Origin of the sequence: Spirulina subsalsa PCC 9445, assembly GCF_000314005.1 — a bacterium.
GTDB lineage: Bacteria > Cyanobacteriota > Cyanobacteriia > Cyanobacteriales > Spirulinaceae > Spirulina_A > Spirulina_A subsalsa.
Genome location: NZ_JH980292.1, coordinates 516,413 through 533,935, shown reverse-complemented (window position 1 = coordinate 533,935; position 17,523 = coordinate 516,413). Strand labels below are relative to the sequence as shown.

The window sequence follows — 17,523 nt, the reverse complement described above, 5'->3', positions numbered from 1 at the left end:
TGCAATGGCGATCGCATTTGCACAAAACTTGACCTCTAACCCCTATTCCCCCGTGCATTCCCCCTAGGCGCTAAAGTATTTCGCCACGGGATGATAGGTAATAATGGCCGTAGTGGATTGTTCAGGATACAATTGTTCGCTTTCGTCCATGTATAAACCAATGCGATCGCACCCTAACAACGTCAATTGTTTATACTGGTCTTGTATATTGGGACAGGCCGGATAACCAAAACTGTAACGAGAACCCTGATAACGTTGTTGCAGGATGTCTCGAATATTATCCGGTTCTAAGTCCCCAAATCCCAACTCCCGGCGGATTTTAGCGTGAGTCCATTCAGCCAGCGCCTCGGCCGTTTGTACCGCCATCCCGTGATAATAGAGGTAATTGGTGTAATCATCCCCCTCAAACAGCGTTTTAGCGTACTCTGTGGCCACATTCCCCATCGTTACCGCTTGCATGGGGAAAACATCAATAATCCCCGAATCTTTGGGGGCGAAAAAGTCCGCAATACAGAGACGACGACCGGAACGTTGTCGGGGGAATTCAAAGGCCGCGACTTCTTGTTTCCCTTCGGGATTATTGGGGTCATAAATAGATAGGGTATTCCCCGCCGATTGACAGGGGAAATACCCATAAATCACCGTCGGATGGAGGAGATTCTCCTTGAGAATTTTCGCTTTCCAGTCCGCTAAAATTGGGTGAACTTTCGCCGCTAAAAACTCGTCGTATTCCTCCCGCGATTGGTCTTTAGGTTTGCGGAATTGCCACTGTCCCACAAATAACGCCTGTAAGTCTAAATACCAGAAAATCTCCTCTAAGGATAACTCACTAGGTTGTAACAACCGAGTCCCCCAGAAAGGAGGAGTCGGTCGGTCTATTTCCACCGCAACCGCTTCTGAACGGCGGGTATCAATGACCACCGATTCATCTTTTTTCACCTTGCCATTGCTACTGTCTCCCCCGTCTTCTTTCCCCTCATTGCGACCTTGGAAAACTTGATTTTCTGCCGCAAAATCGGCTAAAAAGCCCTGTAAATCATCCCACCCCCCGGCTTTTTTGGCGGGCATTAGTTTGTCCATAAAGTGCAAGTCGGAAAAGGCATCTTTCCCATAAACCACTTTACCGTTATAGGTATTCTTGCAATCTTCATAGACAAATTTAGGCGTTAAAGCAGCACCGCCTAAAATCACAGGAACGGTAATTCCTCGCTCATTAAACACTTCTAAGTTATCCTTCATGAAAGCCGTAGATTTAACTAACAATCCACTCATGGCGATGCAGTCCGCCTTGTGTTCCTCATAGGCTTGTAGGATATTCTCCACAGGCTGTTTAATGCCTAAGTTAATCACTTTATAACCATTGTTGGTCAAGATAATATCAACTAGGTTTTTGCCAATATCATGGACATCTCCCTTGACCGTTGCAATGATAAACGTCCCCTTGGCATTACTTTCTCCCTCTTCTTTTTCCATGAAGGGTTCTAAATAAGCCACAGCCGCTTTCATGGTTTGGGCAGATTGTAAAACAAAGGGCAATTGCATCTGACCTGAACCGAACAATTCCCCGACAACTTTCATCCCATCTAAGAGGAAAACGTTGATAATATCGAGGGGAGGATATTGTTGTAGGGCTTCCTCTAAAGCCGGTTCTAACCCTAACCGTTCCCCATCAATAATATGGCGTTTTAGCCGTTCTTCAATGGGTAAATTAACATCAACCGCTTCCCCTTTACTAGCTTTTTTCCCTGCAAACAAGTCTGTTAATTTCGTTAGGGGATCATAAACGCATACATCCCCCTCAAACTTCCGCCGATCATAAATTAAATCCCGGCAAACTTCTTGATGTTCGGGGTCAATTTTCGCTAAGGGTAAAATCTTGCTGGCGCTGACAATGGCCGCATCTAAACCCACCTGCATGGCTTCATGAAGAAAGACTGAATTCAACACTTGACGGGCGGCCGGATTTAACCCGAAGGAAATGTTAGAGACTCCCAATAAGATGTGACAATGGGGCAATTCTTGGCGGATTTTTTCAATAGAAATAATGGTCGCCTTGCCATTTTCCCGGTCTTCTTCAATCCCAGTGGAAATGGGCAGGGCGAGGGGGTCAAAAAAGAGTTCATGGGGGGGGATACCATAGGCTAAGGCGCTATCATAGGCTCGTTTGGCGATCGCAAATTTCTGATCAGCCGTCCGTGCCATCCCCTCCTCGTCAATGGTACCGACCACTACACCCGCCCCATAGCGCTTGGCCAAATCCAACACCTGATAAAAGCGCGGTTCCCCGTCCTCATAGTTGGTCGAATTCAGGATACATTTCCCCCCGGCCACCTTTAGACCCGCCTCCATCTTCTGCCATTCCGTCGAGTCCAACATCAGGGGCAACGTGACATTATTCACCAAGCGCGAGGCCAACTCTCGCATATCTCGTTCGCCATCCCGTCCCACATAGTCCACATTGACATCCAGAATATGCGCCCCTTCCTTAACTTGGGCTTTCGCGAGGGAAATTAAACCGTCCCAGTCCTCCTCATCCAACAGCGTGCGGCACTTTTTCGACCCACTAGCATTTAACCGTTCCCCCACAATCAAAAAGGAATTATCTTGAATATAGGGCTGGGTGCTATAAATCGAGGCCGCCGAGGGTTCATAATGGGGGCGGCGTTCTTTCGGCGTTAATCCCTGCGCCATCTCCGCCAACTGTTGAATATGTTCCGGTCGAGTACCACAACAACCGCCAATAATTTGCACCCCCAAATCTTCGACAAAGTGCATTAAGGCCATCCGTAATTCCATCGGCGTGAGGCGATAATGAGCTTGACCGCCCACATTTTCCGGTAAACCTGCATTAGGAACACAGGAAACAATAAAGGGGGAATTTTCCGCCAAATACTTAATATGTTCCTTCATTTGTTCGGGGCCTGTGGCACAATTTAGCCCCAAAATATCAATAGGATAGGGTTCTAAAATCGCTAAGGCGGCGGCCATTTCCGTCCCAACTAACATCGTTCCCATCACTTCCATAGTGACAGAAACCATCAAGGGCAAACGCTCCCCTTTTTCGGCAAAAACTGCCTCAATGGCATTCAGTGCCGCCTTAATTTGTAAAACATCCTGACAAGTTTCGACTAATAGAAGATCCACCCCCCCATCATAGAGGCCGCGAATCTGTTCAATATAGGCCTCTCGCAGGCTATCAAAATCAATATGTCCCAGGGTCGGTAACTTCGTCCCCGGCCCAATAGATCCGGCCACAAAGCGGGGTTTTTCTGGCGTAGAATATTCTTGGGTTAAGCGTTTCCCCAACTCTGCCGCCTTGCGGTTGAGGTCATAGGCACAATGGGCTAAATCGTACTCTCCCAACACCAAGGGAGTCCCTCCAAAGGTGTCTGTTTCAATAACATCCGCCCCCGCCTCCAAAAACCCGCGATGGACTTTCTCCACGGCCTCCGGTTTCGTCTGCACCAGATACTCATTACAGCCCTCATATTGCGCTCCCCCAAAGTCCTCAGCCGTGAGATTCTGAACTTGGAGGTTTGTCCCCATTGCACCATCAAACACGAGGACAGGACGTTCCGGACTATTGAGACGATCGAGAAAAGCACTCTTCATGGGTTATCAAAACACCTCCGAGATACCCCCACCTCGCGGAACGCAGGTGGGGGAGGGATAGGAGCGGTGGTTTCGGGGGTATGCGCTCCGCGCAGGCTGCGCCAACGATGCCCCCGAAACTACCAAATTTGTGCTACGGGCAATCAAAGAGACTTTTGAAGCGGTGAATTGCCCTAACCGCTTCCAGTCGGCATTACTCACAGATACTTGTCGTTGGGTGTCGCCACTCACCCACCCGACGTAAACTCGACCTGCCATTTCAGCGCGAACAATGTCACCTTTGCGAACTCCATGTCGTGTGGTTGTGCCACCATACTTGCGGCGTGCACCACCCTTGGCTGGAACCATCAGATGCAGTTGTCTACGTGAAACCGGAGGTCTATGAATTACATTGAAAACCGAAGACGTTAACGCAACTGAACCCCTCCAAGTCTGGCCGCGAGTGTTGGCTGTGTGGAACGGTTCGTACTTGATCAATTCAGAACAGGCCAGAGCTAACCCATCAACTGCATGGCTTTCAGGCGTTTGAGCCGATTTGTCTTTCGACTTAACCAGCCCTAGCTGAGTCCTGATACTAGCCGTTTCGTAGCCGAATTGAGTCTTAACTGATGCTAGTTTTGACAACCAACCTAACATCACTTTTTGCCCGACCATCACAGGGGAGAAGGATTTTGAGCCTTTTGCTTTCACGTATTCGTAGACAATCTTGCTAACGGGAAACAGATGGCATAACTCAGTCACGACCCGTAATTCAAGCTGGCGATTGGCCCGAATACTGGGAGGCAGTTTACTCTGTCCGCGGTTATCGAATCGCTTCTGTCTGTGGGCGCGTTGGGAATAGGCAACCTGGCGGTTAATTCTGCGCCCCCTGCGTCCACGTCGCATCATTCGACGTTGATCCATCCGGTCTTTGACCGTCTGGAACGGCAGAATCAGGTGTGCTAGAAATAGGGTGGCTTTGGGTGATTGCACTCCGATACCGGAATACAATTTTCCGGGGTCAACCCCAACCGCAATGGTTTGAGTGTTTTCCCCAGATGGTTGCTGGGTCAGTTGGACGTAAAACATCCCCACATCCGACCACTTGCCCACAGCCACTCCATCCCGAATCCAGCGACGAGCGCGGCTGGGCTTGGTTGGCATTAACGGTTTCCCGTCAGGTGATAGAACTGGAATTCGTAGCATTGTGATAAACCTCTGATCCTATGATCGAGTTTAAGTCTCTTCGCCCACCGAATCCAGCATGGCTTGGCTTTCCCAACGCCTCGAACCAGGAGGCTTGCAGATAGTCCGGTCTAGAGAAGCAACCGGAAGTGCGTGACAGGATTCGGCTCTATGGGCTATTCAAGGTTTCAGCGGGTCTGGCTCCCCACTCTCCCACCTCGCGGAACGCAGGTGGGAGTTCTTGAAGGGTTATCAAGACGGGTAAACAGATTAGGGGTCAAGAGTGAGGTCGCCCTCACCCCCTCCCATTCAGAACCGGACTTGACAGTTTCCCATCATCCGGCTCTTAGTCTGATGGTTTCTTTGTTAAGAATACAACCTTTTGGGCTGCTTGGAATATCCTCTTTCGGAGCTTATAAGCCTTTTCCTTTCGGTGGCTTTCATACATCCGTAGTCTTTAAACTCGGTTTCGTCTGTAAATTGTTAAGAATGTTTGTACTCTATAAACAAATAGCTATACAACGTTTAATGGGAGGAGGTGAGTTAGCAAATTGAAGGGGATGGAGGGGGAGGTTATGTCGGGGATTTGTCAAGTGCATTCTATTTTGTCTGTTAAAGATTTGCCAATGGCTAAACTTGATGGTTTAGGAGCGGTTTTAGATTTGTTAAAGGGCTTACAACCTAAAATAGCGGCACAAATAGCAAAAAAGACCTTATCACTTAATCTTGACCCATTACCCTCTGATTGTAAAAAACTCAAAGGATATTCTGGTTATTATCGAGTAGATAGTGGCGAGTACCGGATTGTCTATTGTTAAGAATGGCTACACTTGATAGTTTACGAGGGGAGAAAGCCAGAATAATCTGAAAAGACTCAAGTTGATGGGGTGTAAGATTGAACAAAGAAAAAGCCAAAATGCTGGCGGGGGAACTTTACAATGCGAATGATCCCGAACTCCTCGCCGAACGTTCTCACACTCGGGATTTACTGGCTCGTCTGAATCAGAGTCGCCCTCAAGACCAGAACTTGAGAGCGGAAATCTACGGGGCTTTATTTGCGGCGGTGGGTTGTTCTCTGGTGATTGAACCGCCCTTTTATTGTGATTATGGGAAAAATATCACCCTGGGAGATCGGGTTTTCTTGAATTTCAACTGTGTTATCCTTGACCCGGCAAGGGTTGAGATTGGCGATGATGTGTTTTTTGGCCCGGGTGTGCAACTCTACACGGCGACCCATCCTCTGGATTACCGCCTCCGTCGCACTGGGGTAGAATCTGCCCATCCCATCACCATTAATTCTGATGTTTGGATTGGCGGAGGGGCAATCATTTGTCCGGGGGTCAGTATTGGCGCAGGGTCAGTGATTGGGGCGGGTTCTGTGGTTACAAAGGACGTAGCCCCGGGGGTTGTGGTCGCCGGGAATCCTGCCCGAGTGATTCGTTCTCTTTGAGATCAATGTTTAAAAAAAACGACCCGGACTAAAGATATTTGCTGGATCAAATTTCTGTTTAATTTGTTTCATCATTCCCCAAGCGTTGCCACTATATCCCCAAGGATCAACCTCTTGTTTTAGACTAACAGGCGCTTCTAATAACGTGATAAATCCTTGGTGAACTTGACAGAAAGCCCGTAGTTTCTCCAGTTGTTCGGGGGCATTTTCCCCGGTGAGTTGGAGTTTCCCCAGTCCGCTACTGGTATGGAGAAGGGCTAACCCTTGGTGTTGAGTTACAAGGTCTAAATGGTCGAAAAAGGGCAATATTTCCGACGGGAGGAGGGCAAGTTTGGCGGTAATCCCTTCTGGGGTGGCGGGCTGGTTAATGGTTTGCAGGGCTTGCCAGAGTTGAGTTTCCTCTGCTTCTTTGTACACGGCACAGGTTAAACCCACTTGTTGACCGAGACTCATCAGTTGGTCTTGTTGCTGTTGGACACTGGCGGGGATACTCTGAAAACGGACGACTAGACCAAGGCCTTGACCGAGATTGAGTTTTTGGACGAGGGAGGGGGAGAGTAAATCGGCACGGGTGGGGGTGAGGGGGGAGGTGATGAGGGTATGTTGGAGGGCGGCGATCGCACTTTTGCCCCCCATTAACAATAAAGTGCTAGAGGCATCAGGAATCGGGTAGGTGCGAAACGTGATTTGGGTAATTGCCCCCAAGGTACCATAGGACCCGGTGAATAACTTCATCAAGTCATACCCAGCCACGTTTTTTACCACTCGCCCTCCGGCCTTGGCGATCGCACCATCCCCCCGCACAAAGGACAAACCCAGCACCAAATCCCGCACCCCCCCATAACGATGTCGCCAACTTCCCGCCTCGGCCGTCGCCACTAGCCCCCCCAAGGTCGCTGTCCCGGCCGAGTCTAGGGGTAAAAACTGCCCCGTGGGGGCTAATTGGGTCTGCAAGTCCTCTAAGGTGACACCCGCCTCCACCGTAACGGTTAAATCCCCCACCGCATGATCAACAATCTGATTGAGGTTTTGGGTACTGACCACCGCTTCAATTCCTTGGGGAAGGCCGCCCCAACTTAATTGATTACCCCGCCCTGCGATCAGGAGAGGACAGTGTTCTCTTTGCGCCCAAGCGACAATTTCACTCAACGCCTCCATCCTGCGCGGAAATAAAATTCCTTGGGAGGATAACCCCGTCTTTTCTAACGCTTTTTGCCAAGGCAAAGGAAGCTTTTCCCCGGTCACAAAATCTACATCTGTCCAAGACTCAACTACATGGGCGATTAGCCTGGTCATAAATCCTTTTTAAATCCTTTAAGGTCATTAAATCACACACTTTCCCCTACTTTCTCGATAGGATGGAGGATTAAGACCTTGGGAATAGACCCCGTGAACTTAAGAGATATTGCGGTATAGTATTACGCTAAATGGCTTATGATCTTAAATTCTGATTAATTCCTACCCTATTTCCTAGCCCAACGGGTGGATTGATCCTGTATAAGCCCATGAGCCGTACAAGCCGCCTTTAGGATAATCATTCCTCAAGGCCTCTGGCCTGAACCCTGAGCAGTCTTTTCACCCAACTGTTCAACCCTATTGCATTAGGAAGACAGATGAGAGCAAATCAACAGTATGATTGAATCAAACCCCAACCCCTTGCCATCACAGCCAAGTCATCCGGCGGATCAATCTATAGATCAATCTTCAGATGATTTCTCTTCTGTCGTATTAAATTCTACCTCGTCTCCAGATTATTGGATAGCCGAAAAACCGACTCGTTCCTGGAAAGAACGAGAAAGTATTGTCAAACGCATCACGGCGCAAATTCGGGACTCTCTGGATTTAAAGACGATTTTAGACAGTACCGTGCGAGAAATTCGCAGTTTCCTAAATGTAGACCGGACGAAGATTTATCGATTTTCCCCGGATGCCAGTGGGGAAGTGATTGCCGAAGCCCTACAACCGGATAGTTTACCGTCCTTATTGGGGTTACACTTTCCGGCCGGAGATATTCCTCCCTATGCCCGACAAATGTTCATTCAAACCCGTCAACGGGTGATTGTGGACGTGAATGCTGGGCAAAAAACCTGTCAAACCCTCAACCTAGATCATCAAGACGGACTGGAATGGGGAGAAACCGCCTATGTTCCGGTAGATCCTTGTCATCAGGAATATTTAAGGGCTATGGGGGTGGTGTCTTCTCTGGTGCTGCCCATCTTAACCCGTGAGGGGTTATGGGGGTTATTTGTGGTGCATCACCAAGAGAGTCGGCAGTATAGCGATCGCGAATTGCAAATTGTCCAGTTAGTGGTGGATCAAGTTTCCATTGCGATCGCCCAAGCTCAACTGTTACAACAAGCCCAACAACAGGCCGAACATGAAGCCGCCCTCAACGCCGTGAGTAATATTCTCCACGCCACCCCCAACGCCCTCCAAAAACCCCAAAAAATCCTAGAAATCACCGTCCAAGCGACAGGGAGTGACGGGGGACGACTCTATATCCTCTCCGAAAACAACCAACCCACCCAACTCCATCATGTGGGCATTCAACCCCGTTCATTAATGTTAGAAGAAACCCCTTTCTGGCAAAATATCCTCACTACCTGTATCCCCACGATTGCACCACAACCCACCACCCAGGGCGAACTCTGGGAGCAAGCCATCGGAAACCTCAAAGATAGCCCCCAACTGCAAGTTCACTACATTGAGGATGTGAAAACCCATCCCCAATTCCAAGACCTTCTCTCCCTACAGGAGGCGCCCAACTTTGGGGAACAGAAAATCCGCTCCTTGTTAGTGATTCCCCTGCGCTATCAACAGCGTTGTATCGGCTGTTTAACCCTATTTCGTCAAGAACTTGAAACCGCCACACTCTGGGCAGGACGCACCCACTCAGACCATCGGAATTATCTCCCTCGGCGTTCCTTTGAAGCGTGGCGAGAAATTAGCCGAGACATTCCCCCCCAATGGAGTCTAGAGGAAATTAAACTCGCCCAGGCCATTGGTTTACAGATTTATATGGCCGTCATGGAACGCCACGTTAAGGCCATGTTGCACCATCAGGCCTATCATGATCACCTCACCGGACTCCCCAACCGGATGTTATTCAACGATAACCTGAACCTTGCTCTGGCCAATACCCGTGTAGGACGAGGGGAACTGATGGCCGTTTTATTCCTCGACTTAGACGGTTTTAAAACCATTAACGACACCCTAGGTCACTATATCGGCGATGAAATTTTAATCCGCGTCGGTCAACGATTGCGTACCTCTCTCCCCCCCGAGGCCATTGTAGCCCGGTGGGGAGGGGATGAATTTACCATCCTTCTCTGTCCCCTGCGCGCCCCCCACAATGCCAATTTAACCGCCCAGAAAATTCTAACCCTACTCAATGTTCCCTTTAACTGCCAAGGGAAAGAGTTATACGTTAAAGGCAGCATCGGGATTGCGATCGCCCCCTACCACGGCGAAGACTCCCAAACCCTACTGAAACACGCCGATGCCGCCCTCTACGAAGCCAAACAAAAAGGGCGTAATATCTTCCAACTTTACACCAGCAAGCTAGGCACCCAAGCCCAACAACGCTTGCTTTTAGAACATAGTTTATATAAAGCCCTCGAACGTCAAGAGTTTAGCCTTCATTATCAGCCTCAACTCTGTTTAAACAGCCAGAAAATTGTCGGCATGGAAGCCTTAATCCGGTGGTACTCCCCAGAACATGGCTGGATTTCTCCTGCTCAATTTATCCCCCTCGCCGAAGAGACTGGACTGATTAATAACATTGGGAACTGGGTTTTAGAAACTGCTTGTCAAGATATTAACAAATGGCAAAAATTAAACTCTGGTGATGTTCCCATTGCCGTTAATTTATCCCCCCGACAATTTCAAAAAAACGACTTATTAAAAACAATTTTAGAGTTGCTTAATAAACTCTCTATTCCTCCCCATTTGCTCGAATTAGAAATTACCGAAAGTATTGCCATGCAAGATGTTAAGCATACCATCTCTGTATTACGGAATTTACAACAGTTGGGGATTAAAATTGCTATGGATGATTTCGGAACAGGTTACTCTTCTTTAGCAGCCTTGAAATATTTTCCCTTAGACAAACTCAAAATAGATCAATCCTTTATCCGAGATTTAACACTTGACGCACAAGATGCAGCTATTGTCAAGTCCGTTATTGCCCTGGGACATGGTTTGAATTTAACCGTGGTGGCGGAAGGGGTGGAAACCCAAACCCAGTTAGATTGGTTAAAATCAATGGGGTGTGATCTCGCTCAAGGCTATTTTATTAGTCGTCCTCTTGCAGAATCTGACGCTAGAGCCATGATTTGTTAATCAATTATCAAGCTTCAACCCTCAAGGATCAATTGCCCATTGATAGATAATTGATGTATGAAACCCATTCCCCTCTACTTAATTTTAGCCGTTCAGTTCACCACCCAAACCCTAGGGATTGTCGGGTTAGTGGGGTATTTATCCTATCACAGTGGGGAGCAATCTATAGAAAATTTAGCCCATCAGTTAATTACAGAAAGTGGGCGGCGGGTGACATTATATCTGGAAAAAACCCTAGGTATTCCCCATTTAGTCAATCAACTTAATGCTCAAGCCATCGAAGCGGGAAATATTCCGGGGTTTGAAGTGACAGAAACCGAGGAACTCGAAGCCCATTTTAAACAACAAATTACCTTGTTTCCCTCGGTGAGTACCATTGCGATCGCTAATGAACGAGGAGGCATGATAGGATCCAGTGGCGGCACCTATCAATCCAGTGTCTACCGAACGGAGAATTTTTCCCAGGGTGTTTATACCTTATCCCGACTGGATGCACAAGGGGAAATTATCAGCCATCACGTTCTTTCCACCACCTATGATGCTCGGGTTCGCCCTTGGTATAAAGCCCCAACAGAAGCCCAAAGCCCTGTTTGGAGTCCCATCTATCAATTCCTCAGCACCCGCCCTGTGTTGGGGATTTCGGCAGGTTTACCCATGTACACAGCCACCGGAGAACTCCGAGGGGTTCTCGCTACCGATCTCACCCTAGAACATTTAAACTATTTTTTAAGCACTCTCAATATTAGTCCATCAGGACAAGTCTTTATTCTCGAACGCTCCGGCTTATTAGTCGCCAATTCCACCGACTCGCCCCTCTATCTTGAACAAGAAGACGGGGAAATGCAGCGACTAGCCGCCCCAGATAGCCCAAATCCCCTCATTCGCCGCGTAACAGAAGAACTTACCCAAACTTGGGGCGAGATGACTTGGTGGGGCAATGCCCAACAAGACACCCACTATCAAGGAATGCGCCATTTTACCCAAGTCGTCACCTATCAGGATAATTTCGGCCTAGATTGGCTGATTGTGTTGGTGATACCAGAATCCGATTTTATGGCCGAAGTCCAGAAAAATTTACGCCGCACCCTAGCTTTATGTTTGGTAGCTTTGGGGGCATCGGTGGGCAGTAGTCTGTGGGTATCTCGACGGATTACGCGCTCTCTGTCGCGTTTGGCTAACGTGACGGAAGCTTGTGCGGCCGGGAATTTAGACCAGTCGCCCGTTGGCAGTCGCATTGAAGAGATGAATCACCTCGCCACCTCCCTCAGCCAAATGGTGACGACACTCCAAGAAGCCCAACAATTGAGTCGCAACTATACTCACCAGCTAGAACAAGAGGTGAGGGAAAAAACGGCCGCCCTGATCGAAGCGCAACACATCGCCCATGTGGGAAGCTGGGAATGTGATCCGGCGACGGAAACTGTAACCTGGTCTGAGGAATTGTATCGCATTTATGAGGCGAATCCCGCCTCTCCTGTTCCCCGGCCGGATTTAACGATTCAACACATTTACCCAAAAGATCAAAAACGTTTTGAACGGGAAATTGTAGCCTCTTTTGATCAGAGTCAATCCTTTGACTGTGATTTACGGATCATTACTCAAAAGGGCAATATCCGCTATATCCACACCAAGGGCAACCCCATCTATAATGAGGCGGGGCAAGTGGTGAAGATTCGGGGAACTGTGGCCGATATTACCCCTCGTAAACAGGTGGAACTAGCCCTACAAGAAAGTGAAACTCGGTTGCGCTTGATTGCGGAAAATATCGACCAAGTGTTTTATATCAAAACGGTGGATAATAGCCAGATGCTCTATGTGAATTCAGCTTATGAGCGCGTTTGGGGCAAATCTTGTCAAAGTTTATATGAAAACCCCAATTCTTGGCTAGATAGTGTTTATCCTGAAGATTTAGAGCAAGTGTTTAACGCCCTCCATGAGAATAAAGAAGGGAAAGAGAATTTTCGGGGAGAGTTTCGTATCCTGAAACCGGACGGTTCTACCCGGTGGATTGCGGCGGTGAATATCCCCATTTATGATGAGGCGGGGACTGTGCAGTATTTAGTGGGGACTTCGGCAGATATTACCCATCAAAAGGAATTAGAACTGGCTTTGCAAGATTCCCAGCGTCAGTTAACGGAAGTTCTCGATACGGCCATTGTGGGGATTGTGCGTTTTCGCATCTATCCCGATTTGTCGGCCAAGTATGATTATGTCTCGCCCCACTCTGCCAAAACCTATGGCTACAGTGTGGAGGAAATCATGCGGAATCAGTGGCGCTCGGCAGTTTATCCCGAAGATTGGGAAAAGATCCTAGTTCCGGTTTTGCAAGATGTTTTGCAACAACGAGGCATCAAAACCTATGAGATTGAATACCGTCTGCGACGCAAGGATGATTCTATCTGCTGGATTTTGGCTCATCTGTGGGTGCAGTGGAATGAAGGGGGGGGCTATTGGAATTGTACGGTGGTGGATACGGATATTAGCGATCGCAAACGGGCAGAAATTGCCCTGCGAGACAGCGAAAACCGCCTACAACTGATTACCGATTCAATCCCCGGTTGTATTTCCTACACCGATGCCAACCAGCGTTATCAGTTCGTCAATCGCACCTATGAGCTTTGGTTCAACTGTCGCAAAAAAGACCTCCTCGGCCAAAAAGTGGAAGATGTCATCGGCAAGGATGCCTATAGCCAGGCTAAAAGGCATATTGAACAAGCCCTAGGAGGGGAACTGGTGGAATATGAAGCCCAACTCCCCTATAAAAACGGACCGACGCGCTATGTAGCGGGGGTATTAGTGCCGGATTGGGGGAGTAACCAACAGGTGCAAGGGTATTATGCCTTGATTATTGATATTAGCGATCGCAAGCGCCTCGAACAAGCCCTCCAAGAATCCCAAACCCACCTACACAATATCCTCAATAGTGTAGTGGCCGCCATTACCCGCATTCAGGTTTTTGCCGATGGCAGTTTCTTAATCACCGATGTTTCCCAAGGCAGTATCATCATTTCCGGTTATACTCCCGAAGAACTGATTGCTGATCAACACCTCTGGACAAACTCCATCTATCCTGAAGATTGGGCTGCCGTCTCCCCCCCAATGTATGGGGATATTTTCGCCGAACGTTCCGGCACTTATGAGTATCGGATTAAAGATAAATCGGGAAACACGCACTGGATTGCCCAAACTAACCACTCCCGCGCTGATGCAGAACAAAACTGTTGGTATGTCACCTGTCTCGCCTTTGATATTACCCAGCAGAAACACACCGAACAAGCCCTCATTCAAGCCAAAGAAGCCGCCGAAGCCGCCGCCCGAGCGAAAAGTGAGTTTCTCGCCATGATTAGCCATGAAATTAGAACCCCCATGAATGGGGTCATGGGGATGTTAACCTTACTCCAAGATAGTCCCTTGAATTCCGAACAGCGATCGCACCTCAACATCGCCCAATTCAGCGCCGATGCCCTCCTCACCCTCATTAACGACATCCTCGACTTCTCCAAAATCGACGCAGGCAAACTAGAACTAGACATCCTCGACTTTGACCTCACCCAACACCTCGCCGACTTTGCCCAAAGTATGGCCCTCACCGCCCAAGCCAAAAACCTCGAACTCATCCTAGACATCTCCCAACTGCCCCCCGTGCAAGTCCAAGGCGATCCCAATCGTCTCCAACAAATCCTGACTAATCTCGTCAGCAACGCCATTAAATTCACCCAACAAGGCGAGATCCTCCTCCGTTGCCACCTCACCCCAGAAAACAATCATCTACGTCTCACCGTCGCCGTACAAGATACAGGTATTGGCATCCGGGCCGATAAAATCCCCCTGTTATTTAACCCCTTCACCCAAGTAGACACCAGCACCACCCGCAAATATGGCGGCACCGGGTTAGGATTAGCCATTAGTCGCCAACTCTGCCAACTCATGGGGGGAGATATTACCCTCACCAGTGAACTCGGGCGAGGCAGTGAATTTGTCTTTGAAGTCCTGCTACAAACCAGTCCCCTCCCCCCTCGTCCTCTTCCTCCCCTCAATCTCCAAAACCTTAACATCTTAGTCCTAGACCACAATCCCCGCGTTTGTGCCATCATCAAGCAATATCTCGAACCATGGGGCGCCCAAATTTTTATCCCCGCTCATTCCCTCACCTCCCCCAGAGAAGGCGAAAGAGTGCTAACACTCGCTCAACAACAATCCCTTCATCTCATCCTATTTGATGTTCAACTCCCCCCCGCCCTACAACAAATCCTCACCCAGCATCCCCTGTTTACCCCCCTCCCCCGTATCCTACTCACACCCATCAGCACCCCTGCCAAATCCCAAGAATTAGAAGCTTTGGGTTGTCTCACCGCCCTGAGTAAACCGATCATTCCCGCCGATCTCCACCATGCCCTAAGCCGCTACCATAATCATGGTAGGGTCATCCGAGAACCATCAACCTCACCCCCACCTCTGATTATGAATACATCTGAACCAAAATCTACCATCCCTCCCACTTGGCCTCCTAACACCCGTCTCCTCCTCGTAGAAGATAATCAAGTGAATCAACTGGTGTTTAAAGGGTTGCTGCAAAAACTAGGGTTAACCGTTGATATTGCCCCCAACGGTTTAGAAGTGCTGGGCATTTTACAAAATACCCCTCTCGAACAGCCTTATACTTTAATTTTTATGGACTGTCAGATGCCCGAAATGGACGGTTATGAAGCCACCCGTCTGATTCGAGCAGGACAAGTCAGCCCCCAGTATCAAAACACCCCCATCATTGCCTTAACCGCTCATGTGATGAAAGGGGATAAAGAGAAATGTTTAGAAGCAGGGATGAATGATTATCTCCCCAAACCCATCAACCCCCAAAGTTTGACCGAAATGCTCACAAAATGGCTACGTCCTGAACCCGAAACCATCCCTTCTGAACCCTCAAATCCCCCCACCTCTGTAGTTTTCAATCAGGACGCTCTCCTCACCTGTTTAGGCGGCGACCTTAACATGGCTGTACAAATTTGTCAATTCTTATTAGAAGATATTCCCCCAGATTTAGCCGTGCTGCGTGAATTTTTGGTCCAGGAAAATCTGTCCCAAGTCGCTTGTAAAGCTCATGGCTTAAAAGGTGCCGCGGCAAACGTTGGCGGCGAAGCCTTTCGTCAGGTGGCCTTTGAATTAGAACTAGCGGCAAAAGCGGAAAATCTTGCAGCCTCTTCTGAAGCTTTAGCCCAATTAGAGTTAGAATTCACCCGCTTGAAAGCCGCTTTAGAAGAGTGGATTAACCACCAACAGTCATAATGGCTGCACGTGAACCACCCAACCCCGAATACTACAGCACTCTTGCTATAACAACCCCCGATAGCGGATAAACAACAACACCGCCGCCCAAGACCCTAAAGCCACCTTAATCGCCACTAAGATATTCAAAATCGGCATAATTCCCCCACTCACTAAACCCCCTAATTGACCATGGGGGAATTCTATGCCAACTAAAGTCACCACCGCCGCCACAATAAAGACTAAAACTGAGATTTTCTCCAGAATAGCCGCCCGCCAGCGCTGGTAAATGCCCTCCATCCACTCAGAAGATGAAGTAATGGCAATCAAACCAATAGCGGTTCCCCCAGCTACTCCGGCCGCAAAACCCCCCCCCGGACTCAAATGACCTCGGATGGCTAATTCAATGCTCACCAGTGCCGCAATCGTTGCCCCTAGACGCGCCAACACAATGGAGGGCTGATCTCTCAATTGGTGAACTACTGTTAAAGGGGGTTCATTGGCCAACAGGAAACGTACCCCCATAATCGCCAAGGTAAACACGACTACCTCAAAAATTGTGTCGTATAGGCGATTCCTAAAAATAATCCCCGATACAGCATTGGTCACACCGCTATCTTGCACCACTAATTCCACAATGGACGGGTCGAGTAATTCCGCTTCAGGATTAGAGATCAGTATGATCTTGATGTAAAGAGCTAGCCCGGCTGCTAAATAAATCCATTTCATCGTTTTCTAATTAATCTAGAATTAATTTTTATTAAGGATTAAGACTCAATTCTGTTGGCTCAGGGAGCTTGTTGATTACAACCTCTTCCCAACGACTCACCGGGAACGTGGTGTCCGCTTGGAAAATCTCGTATAAGCGTTCAATACGGGTAATGAGTTGATAGTCTTTAATCTCTGAGGGCAAACAAGTTCCATGAACATCATGTTCTTTCAGGGCTTGTTCTAAGGCTTCCTCATTACGATAACAAACTAGCTCTAAACGGACATGATATTTTTTTAGGGCTGTCCGTAACTCTGCGAGCAATTGCCTAAATCCTTCGGGCATTTCTTCTTCTAAGAGTGTCTCCTCTTCTGTCACCACTCCTAAGCGCATCACTAAGGAGGAACGCACAGCAACCGCATAGAGGGTAATCGACAACATTGTACCCACCAAGGCCTCGGTTAGTGCTACATCGGCCGCCCCTAACACGGCATAAACTAGGGCAGCAACCGCCCCTAAAATCCCACGAATGACTAAAGCATGATAGGGATTGACCTGTAAGACTAACATCAAGGCCGATAAGGGCAGGAGAGAAACAATAACTAAAATATCGGTGTTGTTCATAAAGGGTTGAAAATAGGGAATCAGGAGCAGTGAACGAAGAATCCGATGTTGGGGTAGGGGCTATTGAGCTAGTTACTCACGACTGCTCGAACAATAGGCTAAAACATACCCCAAAATGGTGTTCCAAATCGCCAAGGAGATCAAGGCTAAGATTAAAAGGGGCCACTCGTTGGGAATTCTGAGTAATAATCCCACCACAATGGTCATCGAGCCTAATGTATCTGCCACGGAGAGACTATGGAGTTTGAACAGTACGGAGCGATCGCCCACTAAGGGAAGAGTCCCCCAAAACCAAAACACAATACCAACCCCGAAGCAAAAATAACTGATAATATCTACCATAAAACTCTACTTTGATCAA

General features: G+C 48.4%; 9 protein-coding genes and 1 pseudogene. 4 read left to right on the top strand and 6 right to left on the bottom strand.

Translation table 11 applies throughout. From position 1 onward, the window contains the following. Window positions 1–63: 63 nt before the first annotated feature. Window positions 64–3,612 (bottom strand): methionine synthase, encoded by a 3,549-nt coding sequence (gene metH / locus SPI9445_RS0102835; protein ID WP_017303204.1) that lies wholly within the window; start codon window positions 3,610–3,612, stop codon window positions 64–66. A 6-nt stretch (window positions 3,613–3,618) separates the two neighbouring features. Then, the gene (locus SPI9445_RS0102830) at window positions 3,619–4,797 is read right to left on the bottom strand and encodes an RRXRR domain-containing protein (RefSeq protein ID WP_017303203.1); all 1,179 of its coding nucleotides are present in this window, start codon (window positions 4,795–4,797) and stop codon (window positions 3,619–3,621) included. Between the two features lie 605 nt (window positions 4,798–5,402). Between SPI9445_RS0102830 and SPI9445_RS0102825 the strand changes: the two are divergent. Both SPI9445_RS0102825 and SPI9445_RS0102820 read left to right on the top strand, forming a co-directional pair. Further along, a pseudogene (locus SPI9445_RS0102825) lies at window positions 5,403–5,588 on the top strand (type II toxin-antitoxin system RelE family toxin); the annotation flags it as partial. Window positions 5,589–5,671: 83 nt separating this feature from the next. Further along, window positions 5,672–6,226 carry a sugar O-acetyltransferase gene (locus SPI9445_RS0102820; protein WP_086010350.1) on the top strand — a complete coding sequence of 185 codons (555 nt, stop codon included), beginning with the start codon at window positions 5,672–5,674 and terminating at the stop codon, window positions 6,224–6,226. Between the two features lie 9 nt (window positions 6,227–6,235). Here SPI9445_RS0102820 and SPI9445_RS0102815 read toward each other — a convergent pair whose 3' ends face one another. Then, entirely contained in the window at window positions 6,236–7,522 is a 1,287-nt protein-coding gene (locus SPI9445_RS0102815) for an FAD-binding oxidoreductase (protein WP_017303200.1), read from the bottom strand. A 336-nt stretch (window positions 7,523–7,858) separates the two neighbouring features. On the opposite strand from SPI9445_RS0102815, the gene SPI9445_RS0102810 reads away from it, so the two are divergent. Then, complete coding sequence (locus SPI9445_RS0102810; protein ID WP_017303199.1) at window positions 7,859–10,567, top strand: EAL domain-containing protein; 2,709 nt, start codon at window positions 7,859–7,861, stop codon at window positions 10,565–10,567. 57 nt (window positions 10,568–10,624) lie between these two features. Beyond that, window positions 10,625–15,850 (top strand): PAS domain-containing protein, encoded by a 5,226-nt coding sequence (locus SPI9445_RS27230; RefSeq protein ID WP_017303198.1) that lies wholly within the window; start codon window positions 10,625–10,627, stop codon window positions 15,848–15,850. A gap of 45 nt (window positions 15,851–15,895) precedes the next feature. Here the strand turns inward: SPI9445_RS27230 and SPI9445_RS0102800 are convergent, their stop codons facing one another. From SPI9445_RS0102800 to SPI9445_RS0102790, 3 genes are all read right to left on the bottom strand, one after another. Further along, entirely contained in the window at window positions 15,896–16,558 is a 663-nt protein-coding gene (locus tag SPI9445_RS0102800; protein WP_017303197.1) for a Na(+)/H(+) antiporter subunit B, read from the bottom strand. Window positions 16,559–16,589: 31 nt separating this feature from the next. After that, complete coding sequence (locus tag SPI9445_RS0102795; protein WP_017303196.1) at window positions 16,590–17,162, bottom strand: DUF4040 domain-containing protein; 573 nt, start codon at window positions 17,160–17,162, stop codon at window positions 16,590–16,592. 72 nt (window positions 17,163–17,234) lie between these two features. Continuing rightward, on the bottom strand, window positions 17,235–17,504 hold the full coding sequence (locus SPI9445_RS0102790; RefSeq protein WP_017303195.1) for a monovalent cation/H(+) antiporter subunit G: 270 nt from the start codon (window positions 17,502–17,504) through the stop codon (window positions 17,235–17,237). Between the last annotated feature and the right edge of the window lie 19 nt (window positions 17,505–17,523).